Annotated in this window: 20 protein-coding genes; 13 read left to right on the top strand and 7 right to left on the bottom strand. The window is 64.5% G+C overall.

What is annotated here, in order from left to right; genetic code table 11:
• Positions 1-5 precede the first annotated feature (5 nt).
• From BBD46_RS19525 to BBD46_RS19515, 3 genes are all read right to left on the bottom strand, one after another.
• Positions 6-1406 carry an aspartate aminotransferase family protein gene (locus BBD46_RS19525; RefSeq protein ID WP_071403337.1) on the bottom strand — a complete coding sequence of 467 codons (1401 nt, stop codon included), beginning with the start codon at positions 1404-1406 and terminating at the stop codon, positions 6-8.
• A 515-nt stretch (positions 1407-1921) separates the two neighbouring features.
• On the bottom strand, positions 1922-2467 hold the full coding sequence (locus BBD46_RS19520) for a metallophosphoesterase (protein WP_071403336.1): 546 nt from the start codon (positions 2465-2467) through the stop codon (positions 1922-1924).
• Between the two features lie 103 nt (positions 2468-2570).
• Positions 2571-2987, bottom strand: coding sequence for a hypothetical protein (locus tag BBD46_RS19515; RefSeq protein WP_253184609.1), 417 nt, complete (start codon positions 2985-2987; stop codon positions 2571-2573).
• 176 nt (positions 2988-3163) lie between these two features.
• Here BBD46_RS19515 and BBD46_RS19510 point away from each other — a divergent pair, with 176 nt between their 5' ends.
• Positions 3164-5314: an ATP-dependent DNA helicase gene (locus BBD46_RS19510; RefSeq protein ID WP_071403644.1), complete on the top strand. Its 2151-nt coding sequence runs from the start codon at positions 3164-3166 to the stop codon at positions 5312-5314.
• 56 nt (positions 5315-5370) lie between these two features.
• Here BBD46_RS19510 and BBD46_RS19505 read toward each other — a convergent pair whose 3' ends face one another.
• From BBD46_RS19505 to BBD46_RS19495, 3 genes are all read right to left on the bottom strand, one after another.
• Complete coding sequence (locus BBD46_RS19505) at positions 5371-5721, bottom strand: hypothetical protein (RefSeq protein ID WP_071403334.1); 351 nt, start codon at positions 5719-5721, stop codon at positions 5371-5373.
• A gap of 49 nt (positions 5722-5770) precedes the next feature.
• Positions 5771-6271, bottom strand: coding sequence for a 2'-5' RNA ligase family protein (locus BBD46_RS19500; protein ID WP_071403333.1), 501 nt, complete (start codon positions 6269-6271; stop codon positions 5771-5773).
• A gap of 97 nt (positions 6272-6368) precedes the next feature.
• Positions 6369-6554, bottom strand: coding sequence for a DUF7554 family protein (locus BBD46_RS19495; RefSeq protein ID WP_071403332.1), 186 nt, complete (start codon positions 6552-6554; stop codon positions 6369-6371).
• Between the two features lie 86 nt (positions 6555-6640).
• On the opposite strand from BBD46_RS19495, the gene BBD46_RS19490 reads away from it, so the two are divergent.
• The 12 genes from BBD46_RS19490 (at position 6641) to BBD46_RS19435 (ending at position 20208) form a co-directional block, all read left to right on the top strand.
• Positions 6641-7945: a helix-turn-helix transcriptional regulator gene (locus tag BBD46_RS19490; protein WP_071403331.1), complete on the top strand. Its 1305-nt coding sequence runs from the start codon at positions 6641-6643 to the stop codon at positions 7943-7945.
• Between the two features lie 421 nt (positions 7946-8366).
• On the top strand, positions 8367-9596 hold the full coding sequence (locus BBD46_RS19485) for an argininosuccinate synthase (RefSeq protein WP_071403330.1): 1230 nt from the start codon (positions 8367-8369) through the stop codon (positions 9594-9596).
• A 2-nt stretch (positions 9597-9598) separates the two neighbouring features.
• Positions 9599-11146, top strand: coding sequence for an argininosuccinate lyase (gene argH / locus BBD46_RS19480; protein WP_071403329.1), 1548 nt, complete (start codon positions 9599-9601; stop codon positions 11144-11146).
• 233 nt (positions 11147-11379) lie between these two features.
• Entirely contained in the window at positions 11380-11544 is a 165-nt protein-coding gene (lysW, locus tag BBD46_RS19475) for a lysine biosynthesis protein LysW (protein ID WP_006653246.1), read from the top strand.
• The gene (gene lysX / locus BBD46_RS19470) at positions 11541-12431 is read left to right on the top strand and encodes a lysine biosynthesis protein LysX (RefSeq protein ID WP_071403328.1); all 891 of its coding nucleotides are present in this window, start codon (positions 11541-11543) and stop codon (positions 12429-12431) included. The genes lysW and lysX overlap by 4 nt, the downstream gene beginning before the upstream one ends.
• Complete coding sequence (gene argC / locus BBD46_RS19465; protein WP_071403327.1) at positions 12431-13513, top strand: N-acetyl-gamma-glutamyl-phosphate reductase; 1083 nt, start codon at positions 12431-12433, stop codon at positions 13511-13513. Before lysX ends, argC begins: the two co-directional genes overlap by 1 nt.
• 1 nt (position 13514) lies before the next feature.
• Positions 13515-14447, top strand: coding sequence for an acetylglutamate/acetylaminoadipate kinase (locus tag BBD46_RS19460; protein WP_071403326.1), 933 nt, complete (start codon positions 13515-13517; stop codon positions 14445-14447).
• Complete coding sequence (locus BBD46_RS19455; protein WP_071403325.1) at positions 14444-15598, top strand: aspartate aminotransferase family protein; 1155 nt, start codon at positions 14444-14446, stop codon at positions 15596-15598. The genes BBD46_RS19460 and BBD46_RS19455 overlap by 4 nt, the downstream gene beginning before the upstream one ends.
• Complete coding sequence (locus tag BBD46_RS19450) at positions 15595-16797, top strand: [LysW]-lysine hydrolase (protein WP_071403324.1); 1203 nt, start codon at positions 15595-15597, stop codon at positions 16795-16797. The genes BBD46_RS19455 and BBD46_RS19450 overlap by 4 nt, the downstream gene beginning before the upstream one ends.
• Entirely contained in the window at positions 16797-17792 is a 996-nt protein-coding gene (argF, locus tag BBD46_RS19445) for an ornithine carbamoyltransferase (RefSeq protein ID WP_071403323.1), read from the top strand. Before BBD46_RS19450 ends, argF begins: the two co-directional genes overlap by 1 nt.
• A gap of 396 nt (positions 17793-18188) precedes the next feature.
• Positions 18189-19457 carry a threonine synthase gene (gene thrC, locus BBD46_RS19440; protein ID WP_071403322.1) on the top strand — a complete coding sequence of 423 codons (1269 nt, stop codon included), beginning with the start codon at positions 18189-18191 and terminating at the stop codon, positions 19455-19457.
• Positions 19458-19620: 163 nt separating this feature from the next.
• Positions 19621-20208: a hypothetical protein gene (locus BBD46_RS19435; protein WP_071403321.1), complete on the top strand. Its 588-nt coding sequence runs from the start codon at positions 19621-19623 to the stop codon at positions 20206-20208.
• Positions 20209-20267: 59 nt separating this feature from the next.
• Here BBD46_RS19435 and BBD46_RS19430 read toward each other — a convergent pair whose 3' ends face one another.
• Complete coding sequence (locus tag BBD46_RS19430; protein WP_071403320.1) at positions 20268-21017, bottom strand: type 1 glutamine amidotransferase; 750 nt, start codon at positions 21015-21017, stop codon at positions 20268-20270.
• Between the last annotated feature and the right edge of the window lie 49 nt (positions 21018-21066).

The following is a 21066-nucleotide window of genomic DNA, read 5'->3' as shown; positions in this document are numbered from 1 at the left end:
GATACCTACTGTGCAGCGGATAAATGCGTGGCGAGATCCGCGAAGGCGTCGATGTGTGCAGCAATGTCGTCTGCCGTATGCTGGACGCTGATCGTCCACTGCTGGGAGGCGTCGTGCGGGTGGGGGATGACGCCGCGGTTGAGCATCCCGAACCAGTAGGCCTCGTGGAGTTCCTCGTCGACGTGTTCCCAGTCGCGGAACGTTCGCACGCGCTCGTCGGTGAAGTACACCATTCCCTGTGACCCTGCGGTGACGACGTAGCCGTCGATGTCGGCGTCGGCCATCACGTCGCGGTAGCCGTCCGCCAGGCGTTCGGAGAGTTCGGTGACGTGATCGTATGCGTCGTCCGTGAGGATCTCCCGCAGCGTGACACCGACCGCGCGCAGCGAGAGCGGGTTCCCGTTGTAGGTGCCGTAGTGTGCCGCCCCGGTCGCGACGCCCTTCTCGAGATCAGCCGCGACCAGTTCCATGAGTTCTCGCTTGCCACCGAACGCGCCGACGGGATAGCCGCCGCCGATCGCCTTCGCGAGCGCGACTAGATCCGGCTGGACGCCGTAGTACTCGGCCCCGCCGCCGGGTGCGATCTTCGCGCCGGTCTTGACTTCGTCGAAGATCAGGACGGCACCGAACTCGTCGGCCAGTTCGCGCAGCCGATGGAGGAAACCATCTTCCGGTTCGACGACGCCGAGATTGAAGCAGGCCGGTTCGACGAGAATCCCCGCAACCTCGTCCTCGTGGGCGCGGAGCAGTCGCTCGACGCTCTCCGCGTCGTTGTACTGCGCCAGGAGGATGTTCTCTGGGACAGACTCCGGTATTCCACGGGACTCCCTGATCGGCGTTGGATCGTCGGCCGGTCCGGCCTCGTCGAGCGGCGGCATCTTGCTCACGAGGGCTGGATCGTGTGCGCCGTGGTACGCGCCTTCCATCCGGATGATCTTCTCGCGGCCGGTCGCCGCCCGTGCGAGGCGCATCGAGTGCATCACCGATTCGGTGCCGCTGTTCGTAAACCGGACCTGTTCGATCGCCTCCCAGCGGTCGATGAGTGGCTGTGCTGCGAACTGGATGAGATCACTCGGTCGCGTGTACAGCGTCCCGTCGTCGATCTGCTCTTTGGTCGCTTCGGACAGTGCTGGATGCGTGTGCCCGACGAGCTGAGTCCCGTTGTTCAGCGCGAAGTCCAGGTACTCGTTCCCGTCGACGTCGTGAATCCTCGTTCCCGTCGCTCGCTCGGCGTGAACGGGATACGGGTCGTACGCACGATACGTACTGCAAACGCCTGCGGGGACCAGCTCTCCCAGGTCCTCGGCAAGCGCCGCTGAGCCCGGTGTTTGCTCCTGGTACTGTTCGTGCTCGCTCGCGAGTAACTCCGCCGCCGACGTGTCGGATGGTCGTTCTGGCTCGGTCATCAAATCCCGGAAATGTACTTCCGGTTCTAGCATCAAGGATTCGCGTCTCAAATATACCTTTCGGCGATGGGGGTCTCGTTCACTGGACTCGACACGGTGTACTCGACACTATACTCCTTATTCGAAGCTTATCGGCCGGTCAGCACCACTGTGAGGCGATCCTGTTTGTCACTAAAACCGCTTTTTCACCTTACGCTGCCTATAACTAACTACCGGCCATTGGTGTAGATGCGCCTCGATCACGCCGCCAACGGCTCGGCGTCGTGTACTCGAGGACGATCCGATCATCCCCCCACGATCGCCCCCCTCACATCCCCTGACCATCGGTTGCCCGCCCATTCCCCGCTGGTCACTCGCTGCCTCCCCCCACTGCCCTCCCCCATCCACCACCTATCACCGGTCGCCACCCCGCTGGCGCACTCGCCGTCCTCCACCGTGCCTATTCGTCCTCGCACTCACACGTACGTCTCCACGTCGAGTGTCCCCTGACTAGTATCGTCGTCGCTGCTACTGCACTACGGCGAGACGACGATCGACTCGAGTACCGTTCCGTCTGGTTGGCGTAGTTCGCCGGTGAGTTTTGGGTCGTCGCCGTCGCCGTCACCGCCATCGTCACCGTTGTCCGTCTCCTCGAGGACGACGAACCCCGGCCGATTCCCACGGGGCTGGGCGTGACTGCCAGGATTGAGCAGCAGACAGTCCTCGGTTTCGATCACCGTCGGTCGGTGGGTGTGGCCCGAGACGACGACGTCGGCGTCGCGCGAGCGGCCGAACATCGCGAGTCCCATCTCGCCGCCGTCGCGGCGGTGGGTGACGGCGAACCGGACGCCGCCTGTCTCGACGACGCGTGCCGTTGGGAGCCGATCGCGAACCGCGGCGCTGTCCGCGTTGCCGTGTACTGCAAAGAGGGTGTCACACTCGCGCTGGAACGACTCGAGTGCGACCGTGCTCGTGAAGTCACCGGCGTGGATGACGGTGTCTGCCTCGCGCGCTGCGCGCAGCGCCTCGTCGGTTAGTTCGTGGCCGCTGTTGCTGTGCGTGTCCGAAAAAATCGCGATCATGGCTGCACTTTCACCCGCACGCGGGACGTTCCTTTCGACTCCGTTGAGTCCGTTCGACTCCGCTGGGCCTGCCGGCTCCTTGGTGTGCGCGCTCGCTCACGACTTAGCGCCCGCCGTCGCCGTCGTCGTACACCGCCACGATCGTCGACCCCGGCGGCCGCTCGTTCAGCACCGCTGTCACCGTCGTTGCCGCCAGATCAACGGTGGAATCGAGCGTCTCCCAGCCCGCCTCTGTCTCCACGGCAACGGCCACGTCCATCGGACTCGCACCCGGCGGCAATCCTTTCGGGTCGTAGTCGACTTCGAGCCGCATCGCACTCACCCCGGCAAGGCCGTCCAGTCCGACCAGTTCGACCGGTTCCGCGAGCGCGTCTGCAGGGATGTCCGTCGGCGAGCGGCGCACGCTGTCGTCGACGCCAAACCCGTCCGGTACATCACTCGCGACGACGGCCGCGCGAGCGCCGCCGAACTCGAGTGCGAACTCTGCGGTGTCACTGGATCGGTATCCGGGAATGGACATGGTCGACTCGAAGGGTGGGACGTACATGGCGCTGTAGCGCGCAGGTGCTGGCTGTGGTGGGTGCTACCATTTTCTTGTCTTCTCGTGTGGTGTGACCGATAGCCGTCCCTGGCTGAGACGAATCCTTTTATCGGAGCGGGAACCAATCACGTATCGTGTCCGAGACAGCCGGGTACATGCGCTTTTTCCCGTACGATCAGCCGTACGAGAACCAGCGCGAGGCCATGGACCGCATCCACAACGCGCTCGTGCGCGGACAAAACGTCCTCTTCGAGGGAGCCTGCGGGACCGGCAAGACCCTCTCGTCGCTCGTTCCCGCCCTGGAGGTCGCCCGCGAGGAGGACAAGACGGTCGTCATCACGACGAACGTCCACCAGCAGATGCGCCAGTTCATCGCCGAGGCACGCGCGATCACCCGCGAGGAACCCATCCGCGCCGTCGTTTTCAAGGGAAAGGGCTCGATGTGTCACATCGACGTCGGCTACGAGGAGTGTCAGACCCTGCGGGACAACACCCGCGCCGTCGTCGACGCCGAACAGGACAAACAGCAACTCGAGCGCCGCCAACGCGAACTCCTGGAGGAAAGCCAACAGGGCGACGGCGGCGCGGCCGACGCCCGCTCCGCGGTGATGGATGAACTCGAGTCCATCGAGGAGCGCCTCGACGATCTGGAAGACCAGAACGTCTGTGACTACTACCGGAACAACCTGACCGAAGACACCGACGAGTTCTTCGGCTGGCTCTTCGAGGACGTGCGCACGCCCGACGAAATCTACGAGTACGCAGAGCAGCGCCACCTCTGTGGCTACGAACTGCTGAAGGAGGGGATCGAGGGCGTCGACCTAGTCGTCTGTAACTACCACCACCTGCTGGATTCGACGATTCGAGAGCAGTTCTTCCGCTGGCTGGGCCGTGATCCCGAGGACGTCATCGCCGTCTTCGACGAGGCCCACAACGTCGAGGACGCCGCCCGCGAGCACGCCACCCGTACCTGCTCCGAGCGGACGTTCGAGTCCGCACTCGACGAACTCGCGGACGCTGACGACCCGCGTGCGGAAGACGCCGTCAACGCCCTCTCCGCGTTCCACCGCGCGCTCGTCGAAACGTACGAGGACTCCTTCGGCTTCGGCGAGCGCGAACGCATCGGCGAGAACTGGGACGACGTTCCCATCGCGAACGAGGGCCGTCGCGACGACCTGACACTCGAGTTCCTCCAGCGCTACGAGGGTCGCGGCATTCAGGAGGATCTCGAGGCCGCGATGAAACTCGGTCAGGAACTGGATGCAGAATACGAGGAGGCCTACCGCGAGGGAGAAACCGCGACCAGAACGGAGTGTCAGACCCTGCAGGCCGCCGCGTTCGTTAGCGCGTGGATGAACGAGGGTTCGAAGGAGGGGCTGTACCCCGTCGTCTCCGTCACCCGCGACGCGGGGACGGACGAGGTCTACGGTCGCGCGGAGATCTACTCGTGTCTACCACGGCAGGTGACGGGACAACTGTTCGAGGAGGTTTCCGCGACGGTGCTCATGAGCGCGACCTTGCAACCCTTCGACGTGACCGAGGACGTGCTCGGACTCGAGACGCCGGTGACGATGGCCTACGGGCTGCAGTTCCCTGCGGACAATCGCCGAACCTACGCCGTCGAGACGCCGCCGCTGTTCTCCTCGGACCGGGACGACCCTGCGGTGCAGGAGGACGTTACGGAAACCATCCACGACGCCGTCCGCATGACGCCCGGCAACACGCTCGCCTTCTTCCCGAACTACGGCGAGGCGAACCGATACGCGGAGCGACTCGAGTCCCGCTCGAACGTGACGGTCTATCTCGACGAACCGGGACAGTCGGTCGAGGAGCTTCGACAGGAGTTCATCGCCGACGATGGGGCCGTTCTCTGTACCTCGCTGTGGGGAACGCTGGCGGAGGGGGTGAGCTTCGACGGCGACGATGCACAGACGGTGCTCGTCGTCGGCGTGCCGTACCCGCATCTGGACGACCGTGCCGAGGCGGTCCAGGAGGCCTACGACGCGGCGTTCGACGGCACCGAGACGGGCTGGCGCTACGCCGTCGAAATTCCGACCGTTCGCAAGACGAGGCAGGCACTCGGACGCGTCATCCGCTCGCCCGAGGACGTTGGCGTCCGCGCGCTGCTCGACAGACGGTACTCGAAGCAAGCAAAGTCGGATCTCGGCAAGTACAGCGTCAACAGCACTTTCCCGCACGAAGAACGCGAGGAACTGCTCGATATCGGCCCGGAAAAACTCAAGTTCGCGATGCTCAACTTCTACGGCGACCACGACTGCTACGACGGCGACGCGCCCGCACCCTGAGCAGTACTGTTTCTGGCTGGTCGGTCACTCGATCGTGACGTGACCTTCGCCGCCAATCACTCGATCGTGACGTGACCCTCGCCGCCGATCAGCATGACAGCGTGGGTGCCGTCGTCCTCAACCGTCACCTCGAACGTCTCCTCGTCCTCGATCGTGCGCGTCTCGACGATGCCGTTCTCGGTGTGATCGAGTCGGAAGCCAACTCCCTCTCGCTCGAGATCCGAGTCGTTGTCGAGCGGGAAGACCTCCTCGACCTCGACGCTCACTGTCAGTTCGGAGCCTGCATCCGAGTCGAATTCGACGATTTCGTCCTCGCCGAGCGACGCGTCGACGCCACCGCCAAGGAGGCTGCTACAGCCGGCAAGCGGCACTGTTGCGAACAGCGCCAGGATAGACCGTCGGTTCATACTCACGCAACTCGTGACCAGGGCTGAATAACTTCTGGCCGTCTCCCACTCAGGCTGGCAACGACACCCGACTCACAGGGAGCTTGTACGCACCGTCCCAGAACTCGAGTTCGGTCACTGTCCAGGTCACTGGTTCGATGTCGCGGTCGGCCAGTTGCTGTGCCGTCTCGAGGTTACCACCGCGCGCGAGGGTCACGTGTGGTACGTAGTCGTCGCCCTCGAGTCCCTCGACGCAGTCGAACTCCGCGAGGAGCTGCCCGTGGATCGACTCGAGTCCGGGGCTCTCGACGGCCAGATACACGACGGGCGCAGAACCCAGTGGCGGGTCTTCGAAGTAGTCGATCCCCGTGATCTGAGCCTCGACGGCGGGCGCGCCCTCGAGTGCACGGTGGGCGCGACGCTGAAGCTGGGAGACGTGTGGGGCCTCGCCGAGCCGTTTGAGGAGACAGGAGTGATCCTCGCGGACGGTCTCGAAGCCGACGAGGCTGGGATAGAGCTGGTCGGCGAGCTGGCGGACGCGGCCGGGAACGGGGACGTTGACGCTGTACACGCGAGTAGCCGGGTGTAGTTACGGCAGTTGCTTGAGGGTTGTGTTGGCGGTTGTATTGTGTGATCTGGTGCCAAACGGGCGGGTGGCGGCTACATTCCTACAGTCGGTCGAGCAGCCACAGCACGATGAGCACGAGAATCGCGAGCATGACTAGCGGCTGCAGCAGGCCGATAATGCCGCTAATCAACGCGCTGAGGATCTCGATGACGAGGAGGACGGCCACCAGAACGAGGATGATCTTCAGGAGCGTCTCGACGTCGAGCGCGCCGCGTGAGTCGTTCATACATTCGTCTTGGGTTACCAGTTTGAAAAGGACTCCGCTACCGCGGTCGGAAAGACCTATTTAGTCGGCACCGGCAGTTGTAGGTAATGGACGGAAGGGGGCTGCGGGCCCTGGTGTGCGGACTCATCGTCGTTGGGTGTGTGCTTGCCGTCGTCTGGTCCGTTCCGGTCGCTGTGGTGGCGGATGCTGATTCCGGGACAACACAGGCGTTCCAGAGCGTACACGACGACGACCAGCTCGGGATGCAGGGTGCCGAGCACGGACAGCTGCTGGTACAGGAAAACGATGACGAGACCGGCGAGGATGATGACGGCGCCGACGATGGCGAAGCTGACGAAGACGTCCCAGAACCCGCCGAGGTCGGCCAACTCGACAACGCAACCGACGTCCACATCAGCATCTCGCTCTACGAGAACCGCTCGGCGATGTTCACCGTCGACTACCGGTTCGAAGACGCCGAATCCGAAGAGTGGGAACAGCTCCGAGAGGATGTCGAGGCGAATCCCGAGGCGTACGTCGAGTACGAACTCCAGGACTGGGATTCGATCCGCGCCGACGGCGAGAACGAAACCGAACGCGAGATGTCGATTTCGAGTGGCTCCGTCACGACGGACACCAGTTCGACACCGCAGGAGCTCGGTCACGTGACCTTCTCCTTCGAGTGGTCCTCGTTCGCCTACGTCGAACTGAATCAGATGGAGGCCGGCGACGCACTCGTCGACTTCACCCTCGTCGAAGGGCGTTCACTGCAGGTGTTCCCCCCGGAGGGCTACGTCATCAACGATGTCGAACCTGCCCCTGACGATCCGCGTGAGGACTCGATCCGCTGGAACGGCGGCGAGACGGAGTTCATGGAGGGCCAGCCCTGGATCGTCATGATAGAGAACGGCGATAACGAAACGGAGCCGACCGACGCCGAGGACGGCCCTGCAATGCCGTGGCTCATCGTCGGTATCGCACTCGGTGTGCTGGCTGCTGCTGGGGCAGGTGGTTGGTGGTACAAACGCCGAAGCGAGACGGCTACGCCACCCGCTGGAGCAGCTGACGACACCACCGATACTGACACCCTCACTGGTGGACCTCCACCAGCGTCGTCTGATCCAGCACCAGCCACGGACGCCGGCGCAGCCGGAAACGCCGACACCACTGGACCCAACGACGCGGTGTCAAACGGCCCACCACCCGAACTACTGAGCAACGAAGAGCGCGTCCTCCGACTGCTCGAGACACACGGCGGGCGCATCAAACAGCAACAGGTCGTCTCGGAACTCGAGTGGACCGAGGCCAAGACGAGCCAGGTCGTCGGTGGTCTGCGCGAGGACGACGAGATCGATGTCTTCCGGATCGGTCGGGAGAACGTGCTGGCGTTGCCTGAGGAAGACGAGGAGTAGAGACGAGACGTGGGATTGAGGGCTGTATTTTGCCTGTTGCGGTTCGCTGTTTTGTCCCTGTAGCCGTTCTCTCTCTCTCTCTCTACCCGTAGCGCCATCGTCGCCGGTCGGCTCGTTCGTGCAACATTTGCCCGACACGAGGGTTTAATACGACTCACGTTCGTACAGGTGTACAATGACGCAGTCTGCCGGACCCGCACCTGCGTTCGCTTCCTTCGGGACCGGCGGGGCTGTCTCGCCGCGACCACGACGACCGCGACCGGGCCTTTGAGCCCATTCTATCCCTTATCCCCCGTCCCCGACTGTTTACAAACTCGATAGGTATTACCTATTTTCCTGGTTAGCGTCCGCTCTACCACTAATTTTCAGAACTTTAGATAGTGAAATTTAAGTACGTCCATCGGGTTGATTCGGATACGATATGACACGCGTTGCACTTGCGTTCTCGGGCGGACTTGACACGACTGTTTGCGTCCCGCTGCTCGAGGAAGAGTACGGATACGATGAAGTCATCGGCGTCACTGTCGACGTCGGTCAACCAGCCTCGGAGTTCGAAGAGGCAGAAGAGACTGCCGAAGCGCTCGATCTCGACCACTACGTCGTCGACGCCAAAGACGAGTTCGCCGACCTCTGTTTCGATAGCGTCCGCGCGAACGCGACCTACCAGGGCTACCCGCTCGGGACGGCGCTCGCGCGTCCAGTGATCGCCGAGGCGATTCTCGACGTCGCCGAAGAACAGGACTGTACCGGCATTGCCCACGGCTGTACGGGCAAAGGGAACGACCAGCTCCGTTTCGAGGCCGTCTGGCGCGACTCCGATCTGGAAGTCATCGCGCCCGTGCGTGAACTCGGTCTCACCCGCGAGTGGGAACAGGAGTACGCCGCAGAGAAAGAGCTCCCCGTCGAGGGCGGCAGCGGGGGCGACTGGTCCGTCGACACCAACCTCTGGAGTCGCTCCGTCGAGGGCGACGAACTCGAGGACCCGAGCTACGTTCCCTCGACTGAAATCTACAACTGGACGGACGAGCCGTCCGGCGAGACCGAGGAGATCGAGCTCACCTTCGAGCAGGGCTACCCCGTCGCGATCGACGGCGAGGAGTACGAGCCCGTTGCACTGATCGAGTACCTAAACGAGCTCGCCGGCTCCTACGGCGTCGGCCGCACGGACTCGATGGAAGACCGCATGCTCGGTCTCAAAGTGCGTGAAAATTACGAACACCCCGCCGCGACGACGCTGCTCAACGCCCACGAGGCACTCGAAGGACTCGTCCTCACCCAGGAGGAACGCGAGTTCAAGCAGCTGATCGACCAGAAGTGGTCGAAGAAGGGCTACGAGGGCCTCGTCGACGCGCCACTCGTGGGTGCACTCGAGGGCTTCATCACTGAGACCCAGCAGCGCGTCACCGGCACGGTCACGATCCGCTTCGAGGGCGGCAAGGCCCGCCCAGTTGGCCGCGACAGCGAGTACGCCGCGTACTCGGCCGAACACGCCTCCTTCGATACGGAGACGGTCGGCAAGATCGCTCAGGAAGACGCCACTGGCGTCGCGAAGTACCACGGCTTCCAGCGCCGTCTCGCGAACTCGGTCACGACCGACGACAGTGAGGACGCGACGGAGGTCGAACTCGCAACGGACGGAGGCGAGGAGTAGTCATGACCGAGGAGAGTGCTCACGGCGATGCTGGCAGAACTGATGGCGGCGACATCGGCGGCGACGCATCGGGCGTCGTCCGGCGAGACCGCTTCAGCGGCGGCCCCGCCCGGAGCTTCCTCTCCTCGCTTGCGGCCGACGAACGGATCTTCGAGGCTGACCTCGAAATCGATCGCGCACACGTCCTCATGCTCGCGGTGCAGGATATCGTCGACGACGAAACGGCAGGCGAGATCCTGACCGCGCTCGACGCGATCGAGGTTGAGGGCCACGGCTCGCTCCCCGACGGCGAGGACGTCCACGAAGCCATCGAGACGGCCGTCATCGACCAGGTCGGCGAGGAAGGCGGCAAGATGCACACCGCGCGCTCGCGCAACGACGAGGTCGCGACCTGCATTCGCTACCGCCTGCGCGAGGACGTGCTGGACGCCATCGAGACAACGCTCGCACTTCGTGAGTCGCTCGCGGAGGTTGCGAGCGAACACACAGAGACGGTGATGCCGGGCTACACGCACCTTCAGCCCGCCCAGCCGACGACGGTCGCCCACTGGGCACTCTCCTACGAGGGTGCCGTCCGCCGCGACACCGAACGCCTGCTCGACGCCTACGCGCGTCTCAACCAGTCGCCACTCGGCGGCGCGGCGTTCGCGGGCACCACGTTCGATATCGACCGCGAGTACACAGCCGATCTACTCGGGTTCGACAGCGTCATCGAGAACTCGATGGACGCCTCCTCGAGTCGGGACTTCCTGCTCGAGACGACGCAGGCGCTGTCGACGCATGCGACGACGCTGTCCGGCATCGCGGAGGACCTCATTATCTTCGCGAACCGCGGCTTCGTCGACCTCGCGGACGACTACTCCTCGACGTCGTCGATCATGCCCCAGAAGAAGAACCCCGACACGCTCGAACTCGTCCGCGCGGTCGCGGGCGACGCGGCCGGGAACGTTCAGGGATTGACGACGACGCTCAAGGGACTGCCCCGCGCGTACAACCGCGACCTGCAGCGCGCGACGACACACGCCTGGGACGCCGTCGACTCGGTGACCGAGGCCAGCGAGGTCGCCGCGGGCGCGGTTGCGACAGCCGACTGGAACGAGGAGGCGCTCGAAGCGGAGGCCGGCGCGGGCTTCTCGACGGCGACCGGCGTTGCGGACCTGCTCGCTGCGAACGGGATTCCGTTCCGTACCGCACACGAGCTAGTCGCGAGCGCGGCGCAACGCGCCGCGGAACAGGCGAACGGTAACACCGTGAACCAAGCGGCGGAACAAGGAGCCGACTACGACGCACTCGACGCCGCCGCCGAGGACGTCCTCGGCGAACCGCTCGCAACCTACGTCGACCCCGACGCCGTCACCGACGCGCTCGACCCCGCCCAGAGCGTCGCGAGCCGCGACTCCCAGGGCGGGCCGGCACCCGATGCGGTGGCAGATCAACTCGAGTACGCTCGCGATGCAATCGGGTCCGACGAGACGGTGCATACGGAGCTCGTGGATGAGCTCGATGCGGCGCACGCGGCGCTGCGCGAGGAGGTGAACGACTATGTCTGAGTGGCTAGTGTTCTGGTCGGAGTCGTGGCTGGTGCGATCACTGCGAGTGTCGCGACTGCCGCGACTGCCGCGACTGCCGTCCCCGTCCGGGGACAATACATAACATCTGTGACACACAGAACAAAATATGCGGGAAAATAGTACTTTGGTGCCGTTAGCGTAGTGTATGGTTATATAATTACTCTGTTATATTCGGTGGATTTAAGGGTGTCTGGTTCCCAGGTCAAGATACAATGACAGAATGCGTCGAGTGTGGGGCGGAAGTCTCCCTGCACGACGATCTGGAAGCTGGAGAGATTGTTGACTGTACGACCTGCGGAGCCGAGCTGGAAGTCGTCGACACCGCGCCGCCAGTCCTCGAGCGAGCCCCGGAGCTCGAAGAGGACTGGGGTGAGTGACCTTGCAAATAGGAATCCTCTACTCCCGGATCCGCAAGGACGAAAAGCTCCTCCTGACCGAGCTTCGCGAGCGCGGCCACGAGGTCACCAAGATTGACGTCCGCAAACAGTCGTTCGACATTAGCGAGGCCGCGGACGAGTTCGCGGACCTCGATATCGTCGTCGACCGCTGTCTCGCCACGAGCCGCAGTCTGTACGCGACGCAGTTCTTCGACGCGTACGGCATCCCCGTGGTCAACAGCCACGAGACCGCGGACGTTTGCGCGGACAAGGTCAAGAACAGTCTCGCACTCGAGAAGGCCGGCGTGCCCACGCCCGAAACGAAGGTCGCCTTCACGAAGGAAACGGCCATGGAGGCCATCGAGGAGTTCGGCTACCCCTGCGTCCTCAAACCCGTCGTGGGATCGTGGGGTCGCCTGATGGCCAAGATCGACTCGCCCGACGCTGCGGAGGCGATTCTCGAGCACAAGGCGACGCTCGGTCACTACGAGCACAAGGTGTTCTACGTGCAGGAGTTCGTCGAGAAACCAGGTCGCGACATCCGTGTGCTCGCGGTCGACGGTGAGCCCGTCGCGGCGATGGTTCGCTCGTCGGATCACTGGATCACGAACGCCGCGAAAGGGGCCGAGACTGATGTCTTCGAACTCGACGACGAGGCGAAGAAACTCGTGCAGAAGGCCAGCGATGCGGTCGGCGGCGGCCTGCTCGGTGTAGACCTCATGGAAACCGCAGATGGGTATACCGTCCACGAGGTCAACCATACCGTCGAGTTCAAGGCGCTCAACGACGCCGTCGAAACCGACGTCGCCGGCACTGTTGTCGACTGGCTCGAGGAGAAAGCCCAGAAGGCAGACGCTAGCGGGACCGAACTCGAGGTGACGTTCTGATGGCGGTCGGCACCGACGTCGATGCAAGCGCAGACGCGTCCGCCGAGACCGTCACCGCGACCGTCATCGGCGGCAGCGGCTTCACCGGCGGCGAACTCCTGCGGTTGCTCGCCGGTCACCCGAACTTCGAGATCGCGGAGGTCACCAGCCGCTCGAAGGCCGGCAAGAGCGTCGGCTCCGTCCACCCGCCACTTCGCGGGACGGACCTGCGCTTTACCGAACCCGAGGACCTGGAGAGCGTCGACGTTCTGTTCGCCGCGACGCCACACGGCGTCTCGATGGGGCAGGTAGACGACTTCTTCGAGGTCGCGGATACGGTTGTGGATCTCTCGGCGGACTTCCGCCTCGACACCGAAGAGCAGTACGTCGAGTGGTACGACGGCCACGACGCGCCGGAGTACCTGGAGAAAGCGGAGTACGCACTGCCCGAAATCAACCGCGAGAACCTCGCGGGGGCCGAACTCATCGCGGGCGGCGGTTGTAACGCCACCGCCACCATCCTCGGGCTGTACCCGCTGTTCGAGCACGACATTCTGGAGGGCGGGGAGCAGATCGTCGTCGACGTGAAGGTCGGCTCCTCCGAGGGCGGCGCGGGCGGGGGCGAGGCTTCGAGCCACCCTGAGCGTTCGGGTGTTGTCCGCCCCTACGCGCCGATGGGCCACCGCCACGAGGCCGAAATCGAGCAGTTCCTCGGCACTTCGGTGGCGTTCACCTGCCACGCCGTGGACATGGTCCGCGGCGCGAGCGCGACGAGTCACGTCTTCCCCAGTTCGCCCGTCTCGAAGGGTGACCTCTGGAAGGCGTACCGCGGCTGCTACGAGGACGAGCCGTTCGTCCGCATGGCCGCGGGCGGCTCCGGCGTCTACCGCTATCCGGAGCCCAAGTCCGTCGCGGGGACGAACCTCGCGGAGGTCGGCTTCGAACTCGATCCGTCGAACAAGCGCGTCGTCGTCTTCTCGGCGATCGACAACATGATGAAGGGCTCGGCGGGGCAGGCGGTCCACGCCGCGAACGTCGCCCTCGGCTTCGAGGAAACGGCCGGACTCGAGTTCACGGGACTGCATCCCGTGGGGGCGCCCTGAGATGACGGTCGTTGTCAAGATCGGCGGCGCACGCGCCGTCGACCCCGAAGGTGCGCTCGCGGATGTCGCCTCTCTCGTCGAAGACGGGGAGGACGTCGTCCTCACCCACGGCGGGTCGACCGCCGTCGACGAGACACTCGAGGACCTCGGCCAGGACCCAACCTACGTCGAGACGCCCGGTGGCGTCGTCGGCCGCTTTACGGACGAAGACACCATGAACGTCTTCAAGATGGTCATGCCCGGCAAGCTCAACACCGATCTGGTCGAGAGTCTGCACAACGAGGGCGTGAACGCCGTGGGTCTCTCGGGCACTGACGGCAAACTGCTCGAGGGCAAGCGCAAGTCCGCGGTTCGCGTCAAGGAGGACGGAAGGAAGAAGATTTTGCGTGGCGATCACTCGGGCACGATCGAGTCCGTGAACGCGGACCTACTCGAGACGATCCTCGCGGGCGGCTATACGCCGGTCGTCTCGGTTCCTGTTCTCGGACGCGAAAAAGAGAGCGCGGAACGACGTTCCGCGGATAACTCGAGCGAGCAGGGCTCGCGAGACGGTGGGTACACGGCTGTTAACGCCGACGCGGACCGCGCGGCCGCCGCAATTGCGGGGGCACTCGAGGCCCACCTGGTCGTCCTGACGGACGTCTCGGGCATCTACGAGGACCCCGACGACGAGTCGACGAAGATAGACGCAGCTGCGACGCCCGAAGCGTTCGAGACCGTCAAGACAGCCGCGGAGGGGTTCATGACGAAGAAGGTCATGGCCGCCGAGGAGGCTCTGGAAGGCGGTGCGACCTCGGTCACGGTCGCGTCGGCGAACGCGGACGACCCGATCACGAGTGCGCTCGCAGGCGAGGGAACGACACTCGAGCCCGGCGTGCTCGGTGACACCGAGACAGCCGATGCGGACACGACAGCAACGGAGGCAACACAATGAGCGGATTCGTCTTCTCCGAAAAACCGATCAGCATCGCAACCGGCGAGGGCGCGACGCTCACCGCCGAGAACGGCACGGAATATCTGGATTTCGGCGCGAGCTACGCCTGTACACCGACCGGCCACTGCCATCCGGACGTGGTCGAGGCAGTCCAGGAGCAGGCCGGCGACCTGCTGTACGTGCAGGGTTCCTATCCCGTTCAGGCGCGTGCTGATCTCCACGAGAAACTGGGGGCGCTCGCACCCGACGGCATCGAAAACGTCTGGCTCTGTAACTCCGGCACCGAGGCCAACGAGGCCGCGCTGAAGTTCGCCCGGAGCGCCACCGACGGCACGAAAATCGTTGCCGCCAAGCGCGCCTTCCACGGCCGCACCGCGGGAACGCTCTCTGCGACCTGGAAACCCAAGTACAAGAAGTCCTTCGAGCCGTTGCTCGAGGAGCACGTCGAGTTCGTCACCTACGGTGATGCAGTGGAACTCGAGTCCGCCGTCGCCGACGACACCGCGGCGGTGATCCTCGAACCGATCCAGGGCGAGGGTGGGATTCACCCTGCGCCACAGGATTACCTCGAGACGGCGCGCGAGGTCACCGAGGCGACCGACACCGCGCTGATCTTCGACGAAATCCAGACCGGAATCGGCCGTACGGGCGAGTTCTGGGCCTGCGAGGGCTCCGGCGTGACGCCCGACATCCTGACGACCGCGAAGGGCATCGCGAGCGGGCTTCCGATGGGTGCGACGCTCTGTGCGGACTGGATCGCCGAGTCGGCGGGCCCACACGGCTCGACGTTCTCGGGCAACCCCCTCGTTTCGGCTGCAGCGAACGCCACCCTCGACGTAGTTGTCGAGGAGGATCTGCCGGGGAACGCCGCCGAAATCGGCGGTTACCTGCAGGACGAGCTCGCTGCGCTCGACGTGCCGATTCGGGACGTTCGCGGCGAGGGCCTCATGCTCGGTGTCGAGGTGAAACGCGGGGCGAACGGCGTGCTTCGCGACCTCGCACTCGAGCACCAGATTCTCGCGCTGCCGGCCGGGCGTTCGGTCGTTCGCCTGCTGCCGCCGCTCGTGATCGACGAGGCGGCCGGAGACCAGGTTGTGACGGCACTCGCGGACGTGCTCGCGCCCGAAGCAGAGGCGCAGGCGGAGTCATGAGTTCGACGATGACGGATTGCGATACCGACGCTGACTCAGATGCCGACGCCGACACCGACACCGACGCTACGGCCGTCTCGACCGACGACGCCCGCCAACTGCTGATCGACCTCGTTTCGACGCCGTCACCCTCGGACGAGGAGCGTGCGGCCGCTGAGTGCCTCGTCGAGTTCTTCGAAACCTACGACCGCGAGGTCTGGCTCGACGACGTCGGCAACGTGCGCGCACCGGCTGACGACTCGGTGTTGCTCACCTCGCACATCGACACCGTGCCCGGTGAGATTCCGGTCGAAGTCGAGCCCGCGGACGAGGCCGACGTCGAGGCTGAGGTTGCCGAGGAGACCGGCGAAGATATCCTCTGGGGCCGCGGCAGCGTCGACGCAACGGGGCCGCTGGCCGCCATGGCCGCAGCCGCGGTTCGCACCGGCGTCTCGTTCGTCGGCGTCGTCGGCGAAGAGACCAACTCGCGCGGCGCACGCCACCTCGTCGCGGACCGCGAGGCACCTGACGCCGTCGTCAACGGCGAACCGAGCGGAACGACGGGCATCACGCTTGGCTACCGCGGCTTCCTCTCGGGAACCTACGTCGCGACCAGCGAGTCCGGCCACACCTCTCATCCCGAACCGAACGCGATTCAGCACGCGACGAACTGGTGGACGCGCGTCGAATCGGCGTTCGACAGTGATGATGGCGTCGGTCCATCGGACCGACGAGACGAAGCCGGCAAAGCCGGCGAAGTGCCGGTCTTCGAGCGCGTCACCACAAAACCCGTCGCCATCGACGGCGGCGTCACCGACGACGGCCTCTCCGTCGAGGTCACCCTCGACGCCCAGCTTCGGGTCCCGCCCGCGCTCGACATCGAGACCGTCCGCGAGACTGCAGAGGCCGAACTCGAGTGCGGCACCGTCTCGTGGGCCGAACCGATTCCGCCGGTGATGGAGAGCCCGCGCACCGAGGTCGCTCGCGCGTTCCGCGCGGCGATCCGCAACGAGGACGGCGAGCCACGGCTTCTGCGCAAGACCGGGACCAGCGACATGAATCTGTACGCCGGCGCGTGGGAGTGTCCGATGGCGACCTACGGCCCCGGCAACTCCGACCTCGATCACGCGCCCGACGAGCGCCTCTCGCTCGCCGAGTTCGACCGGTCCGTCGCGGTGCTGAGCCGCGTCGCGATGACGCTTACTGGAGGTGAGGACTGATGATAGACGCAGATACAGAGACAGACACAGATACGGATACGGATACAGACACGGATTCGAACATCCCCGACTCGCAGACGGACGCATCGCAGCCGAGGCACTTCCTCGAGATCGACGACCTCTCGCACGAGGAACTGCTCACGGTTCTCGTTCGAGCGGCGGAGTTCAAGCGAGCCCAGCAGGAGGGGACGGCCCACGAGGCACTCTCCGGCCAGACGCTCGGGATGATCTTCCAGAAGCCGAGTACACGCACGCGCGTCTCCTTCGAGACGGGAATGACGCAACTCGGCGGGCACGCCGTCTTCCTCGGCGAGGACGACATCCAGCTCGGCCGCGGCGAGCCGCTGAAGGACACCTCGCGCACGCTCTCGCGGTACGTCGACGCCGTGATGGCGCGCGTGTTCAAACACGAGAACATCGAGGTACTCGCGGAGTACTCGTCGGTCCCGATCATCAACGGGCTCACCGACGACGCCCACCCCTGCCAGACGCTCGCGGATCTGCTGACGATTCGCGAGGAGATGGGCGGCTTCGAGGACGTCTCGGTGGCCTGGGTCGGCGACGGCAACAACGTCGGCCAGTCGTTCGTCATCGGCGCTGCGATGACCGACATAGACGTCACCGTCGCGACGCCAGAGGGCTACGGCATGGACGACGCAGTCATCGACCGGGCGCAAGAACTCGGCGGCGACCCGACGGTCACGCACGACCCCGTCGAGGCGGTCACGGACGCCGACATCATCTACACCGACGTCTGGATCAGCATGGGCCAGGAGGACGAACGCGACGTTCGTATGGACGCCTTCGAGGGTTTCCAGGTCTGTTCGGACCTGCTCGCACACGCCCCCGACGCGTCGGTGATGCACTGTCTGCCGGCCCACCGCGGCGAGGAGATCACAGACGAGGCAATCGAGAGCGACCAGTCGATCGTCTTCGATCAGGCTGAAAATCGCCTGCACGCCCAGAAGGCGCTGTTGCACTGGCTACTCGAGTAGCACCACTCCAGATCCCGACCCAACTCGAGTCAACTGCTGATTTTCCTGCCACAATACGGTATTTCCTGCTCGATGCCGCTGCCACCGTCGTGAACGATCAGAAATCGTTATGTATTGGAACGGTATCACGTTTGATCAGCATGTCATTCAAACTGCTACTCGCAGTGTTCATCATGCTGATCGGTCCCGCGATGTTGATGGGACTCATCCTGATGTAGGGGGATTGCTCACAGATTCGGGCACGACAGCGGTACAGCGCACGATCGCCGTCGCCACACGAGTGGCACGGGCGACCATTTTCGGAGACAGCGATCCGCGAGCAGCGCTACTCCGCGGGTATCTGCCGTATCCACGCCCTTTTTGCCGGTCGCCCCCTTCCCGACGGACAGAACGATAATGAGTCTCAGTCTCTCTGCCGACCAGCCGGCAGCGCCCGCCGACGCCGCGGACGGTGTCTGGCTCGAGTGCATCGCGTGCGGCGAGACGTTCGCGCCGTTCGCGGACGTCCGCTACACCTGCGACGAGTGCGACGGCCTGCTCGAGGTGCGTTACGACGACCTGCCGACGTTCGAGGACTTCGCGGACGCCGAAGACCCCGACCAGGGCGTCTGGCGCTACGCCGACGCGCTCCCGCTCCCGTCGGGCGTCTCGATCCAGGAGGGTGCGACGCCGCTGTACGAAGTTCCCAGCCTTGAAGCTGACCTGGGACTCGAGGCGCTGCGGATCAAACACGAGGGGATGAACCCGACGGGGTCGTTCAAGGACCGCGGGATGACCGTCGGCGTCGCCGCCGCGAGGAAACTCGGCGTCGATCGGCTGGCCTGCGCCTCGACGGGCAACACGAGCGCCGCGCTTGCAGCCTACGGCTCCCGCGGCGGGATGGAGACGCTGGTGCTCCTCCCCGCGGGCAAGGTCGCCGCCGGAAAGGTCGCCCAGGCAAGCCTCCACGGCGCACGCATTCTGGAGGTCGACGGCAACTTCGACGCTTGCCTCGACATCGTCCAGGAGTTAGCTGGGCAAGGGGAGGCCTATCTGCTAAACTCGCTGAACCCGTTCCGACTCGAGGGCCAGAAGACCATCGGGCTCGAGATTCTGGAGGGCTTCCTCGCGGACTACGACACTGTTCCGGACCGGATCGTGCTCCCGGTCGGAAACGCCGGCAACACGTCGGCGCTGTACAAGGCCTTCCGCGAACTCGTGCAGGCGGGGGCACTCGATACGGACGACGTTCCGAAGCTGGTCGGCGTGCAAGCCGAGGGCGCGGCCCCGATGGTCGAAGCGATCGAGAACGGCGCGGACGAGGTCCGCCGCTGGGACGACGTGGAGACGCGCGCGACGGCGATCCGAATCGGGAACCCGGTCAACGCGCCGAAGGCGCTGCCGGGGATTCGGGAAACCGGCGGCACCGCGATTTCGGTTACCGACGAGGAGATCACCGAGGCCCAGCGCGACCTCGCAGGCGAGGGGATCGGCGTCGAGCCGGCCTCTGCAGCCTCCGTCGCGGGACTGCGAAAGCTCCGGAATGAGGGTATCGTCACCGAAGACGAACGCGTCGCCTGCCTGACGACGGGCCACCTGCTCAAGGACCCCGACGCGGCGGCCGCTGCGGGTCGCGAGCCAGAGCCGGTGCCGGCCGAGACTGCGGGCGTTCTCGACCACCTCTGAGTCGGATTTCTCGACGCGGTTGATTCGAGGGGGACGCGCGCGTCCCACTGAATCGAACATCGCCCGCTCGATCAACGGCGCTCGAAGTCGAAGGCCGTTAAACCTGTCTGACGCCCGACTGACTGACGCTTTTGTAGGCGTCCGATGTAGGTGTGTGTCGCCCATGTCCGTCGAGCACCGTTCCGACTCCCAGTCCGACCCCCACGCCGGCTCTCGTGCCCGTGATCGATCAGTCGTCGTTAGTTTTACGTGTAATTCGGAGACCACCGCCGTCGCTGAGGCGGCTACCGATACCGATTCTGATACTGATACTGATTCCCCCACCCACACGGACACCGACACTGAAACCGACGCCACGGGAGCTACTCGCACCGCCCGCACAGACACCCTCCCCCACCCCTCTGCACAGGCTTCGTCACCGATCGCTGCAAAATTCGCCGGAACGAGCGCAACGCGACCGACGCCCGTCCGGCTCGAACGCACTCGCCTCCGCGCACAGATCGCTGCACTGCAGACCGAACTCGAGTCGCGCACCGACCAGCAACAGGAGCTCATCACGCAGTACGAGCGGCTTCTCGAGGCGCAGCAGGAGGCGGCGGAAGACGGGGACGAGGATGGAACTCCGGGAGACAGCACAGCGGACAGCGGATCAGTCCTCAAACGGTGGATGATTGGGAACGGACGTGGACGTACTCGAGTAATTCGAATTCGTCGCCGGATCAAACAGTGGTGGCGGCAGCTTCGTCGTTAGTCGCTCACGCTGTCGTCGCCTCTCTTGGTCGTGGCGGACTGCTCCGTGTGAGCTGGTGGTTAGTCGGAGTGTCCGACCGGTTCTGAGCTGTTTCCATCGTCGTTCGTTGCACTCGCTGTCTGTGATTCTTCAGTAGTCAGCTCGTGGACGTACTCGAGGAAGTTCTCGAAGACGAGTTTCGCCTCGCAGGCGGCCGCGTAGTTCTCGTCGGTGATCTCCGCGAGGACAGCGTCGCGCCGGTCCTCATCTATATCCTTGCGCTGGACGAGTTCGCGAGCGGTTTTCTGGTCGTACTCGGGGTGGAACTGGACGCCGAAGACGCGGTCCTTTCGGAAGCCGTGATTCGAGTAGTGATTCTCGGCGAGCGGCGTCGCGCCGGGTGGGAGTGCCGAGACCTCGTCGGCGTGGCTGGTGAAGGCCGTGAACGACTGGGAAATGCCCTCAAACAGCCGCGAGTCGCCGTGGTGTTCGATTTCGCTGTAGCCCACCTCGTAGGACCCCATATCCTCGACGGTACCGCCGAGCACGTCGGCCAGTAGCTGGTGCCCCCAACAGATGCCAAGCGCAGGCAGGTCTCGACTGAGCGCCTCGCTCACCCACTCCTTCGTAGCGTCGATCCACTCTTCATCCCAATACACAGACGATCGCGAGCCAGTGACGACGAGTGCGTCGAACTCGAAGTGCGTCGGGAGCTCGCCGTCCGTAACGTCGAACTCGGCCAGGGAGGCGTCGAGTTCGCGCCGGAAATTTCGCGTCGTGTTCGCGTCCTCGTGAGCCGCGTTCAGGACGGCGATGCGGACGTAACTCATCTATCGCCACTGTGAACGCAGCAGTGAAAATCCTTCTGCACTTCGTCCG

This window comes from Natrialba sp. SSL1 (assembly GCF_001861355.1).
Lineage (GTDB): Archaea > Halobacteriota > Halobacteria > Halobacteriales > Natrialbaceae > Natrialba.
Note: the sequence above shows the minus strand (reverse complement) of the source record. Positions and strands in the feature narration are given on the sequence as shown.

Bases quoted from the DNA above. Each gene is read 5' to 3' on its own strand.
- BBD46_RS19525 (WP_071403337.1), bottom strand. From the start codon at position 1,406: ATGACCGAGCCAGAACGACCATCCGACACGTCGGCGGCGGAGTTACTC.
- BBD46_RS19520 (WP_071403336.1), bottom strand. From the start codon at position 2,467: ATGATCGCGATTTTTTCGGACACGCACAGCAACAGCGGCCACGAACTA.
- BBD46_RS19515 (WP_253184609.1), bottom strand. From the start codon at position 2,987: ATGTCCATTCCCGGATACCGATCCAGTGACACCGCAGAGTTCGCACTC.
- BBD46_RS19510 (WP_071403644.1), top strand. From the start codon at position 3,164: ATGCGCTTTTTCCCGTACGATCAGCCGTACGAGAACCAGCGCGAGGCC.
- BBD46_RS19505 (WP_071403334.1), bottom strand. From the start codon at position 5,721: ATGAACCGACGGTCTATCCTGGCGCTGTTCGCAACAGTGCCGCTTGCC.
- BBD46_RS19495 (WP_071403332.1), bottom strand. From the start codon at position 6,554: ATGAACGACTCACGCGGCGCGCTCGACGTCGAGACGCTCCTGAAGATC.
- BBD46_RS19490 (WP_071403331.1), top strand. From the start codon at position 6,641: ATGGACGGAAGGGGGCTGCGGGCCCTGGTGTGCGGACTCATCGTCGTT.
- BBD46_RS19485 (WP_071403330.1), top strand. From the start codon at position 8,367: ATGACACGCGTTGCACTTGCGTTCTCGGGCGGACTTGACACGACTGTT.
- argH (WP_071403329.1), top strand. From the start codon at position 9,599: ATGACCGAGGAGAGTGCTCACGGCGATGCTGGCAGAACTGATGGCGGC.
- lysW (WP_006653246.1), top strand. From the start codon at position 11,380: ATGACAGAATGCGTCGAGTGTGGGGCGGAAGTCTCCCTGCACGACGAT.
- argC (WP_071403327.1), top strand. From the start codon at position 12,431: ATGGCGGTCGGCACCGACGTCGATGCAAGCGCAGACGCGTCCGCCGAG.
- BBD46_RS19460 (WP_071403326.1), top strand. From the start codon at position 13,515: ATGACGGTCGTTGTCAAGATCGGCGGCGCACGCGCCGTCGACCCCGAA.
- BBD46_RS19455 (WP_071403325.1), top strand. From the start codon at position 14,444: ATGAGCGGATTCGTCTTCTCCGAAAAACCGATCAGCATCGCAACCGGC.
- BBD46_RS19450 (WP_071403324.1), top strand. From the start codon at position 15,595: ATGAGTTCGACGATGACGGATTGCGATACCGACGCTGACTCAGATGCC.
- argF (WP_071403323.1), top strand. From the start codon at position 16,797: ATGATAGACGCAGATACAGAGACAGACACAGATACGGATACGGATACA.
- thrC (WP_071403322.1), top strand. From the start codon at position 18,189: ATGAGTCTCAGTCTCTCTGCCGACCAGCCGGCAGCGCCCGCCGACGCC.
- BBD46_RS19435 (WP_071403321.1), top strand. From the start codon at position 19,621: ATGTCCGTCGAGCACCGTTCCGACTCCCAGTCCGACCCCCACGCCGGC.
- BBD46_RS19430 (WP_071403320.1), bottom strand. From the start codon at position 21,017: ATGAGTTACGTCCGCATCGCCGTCCTGAACGCGGCTCACGAGGACGCG.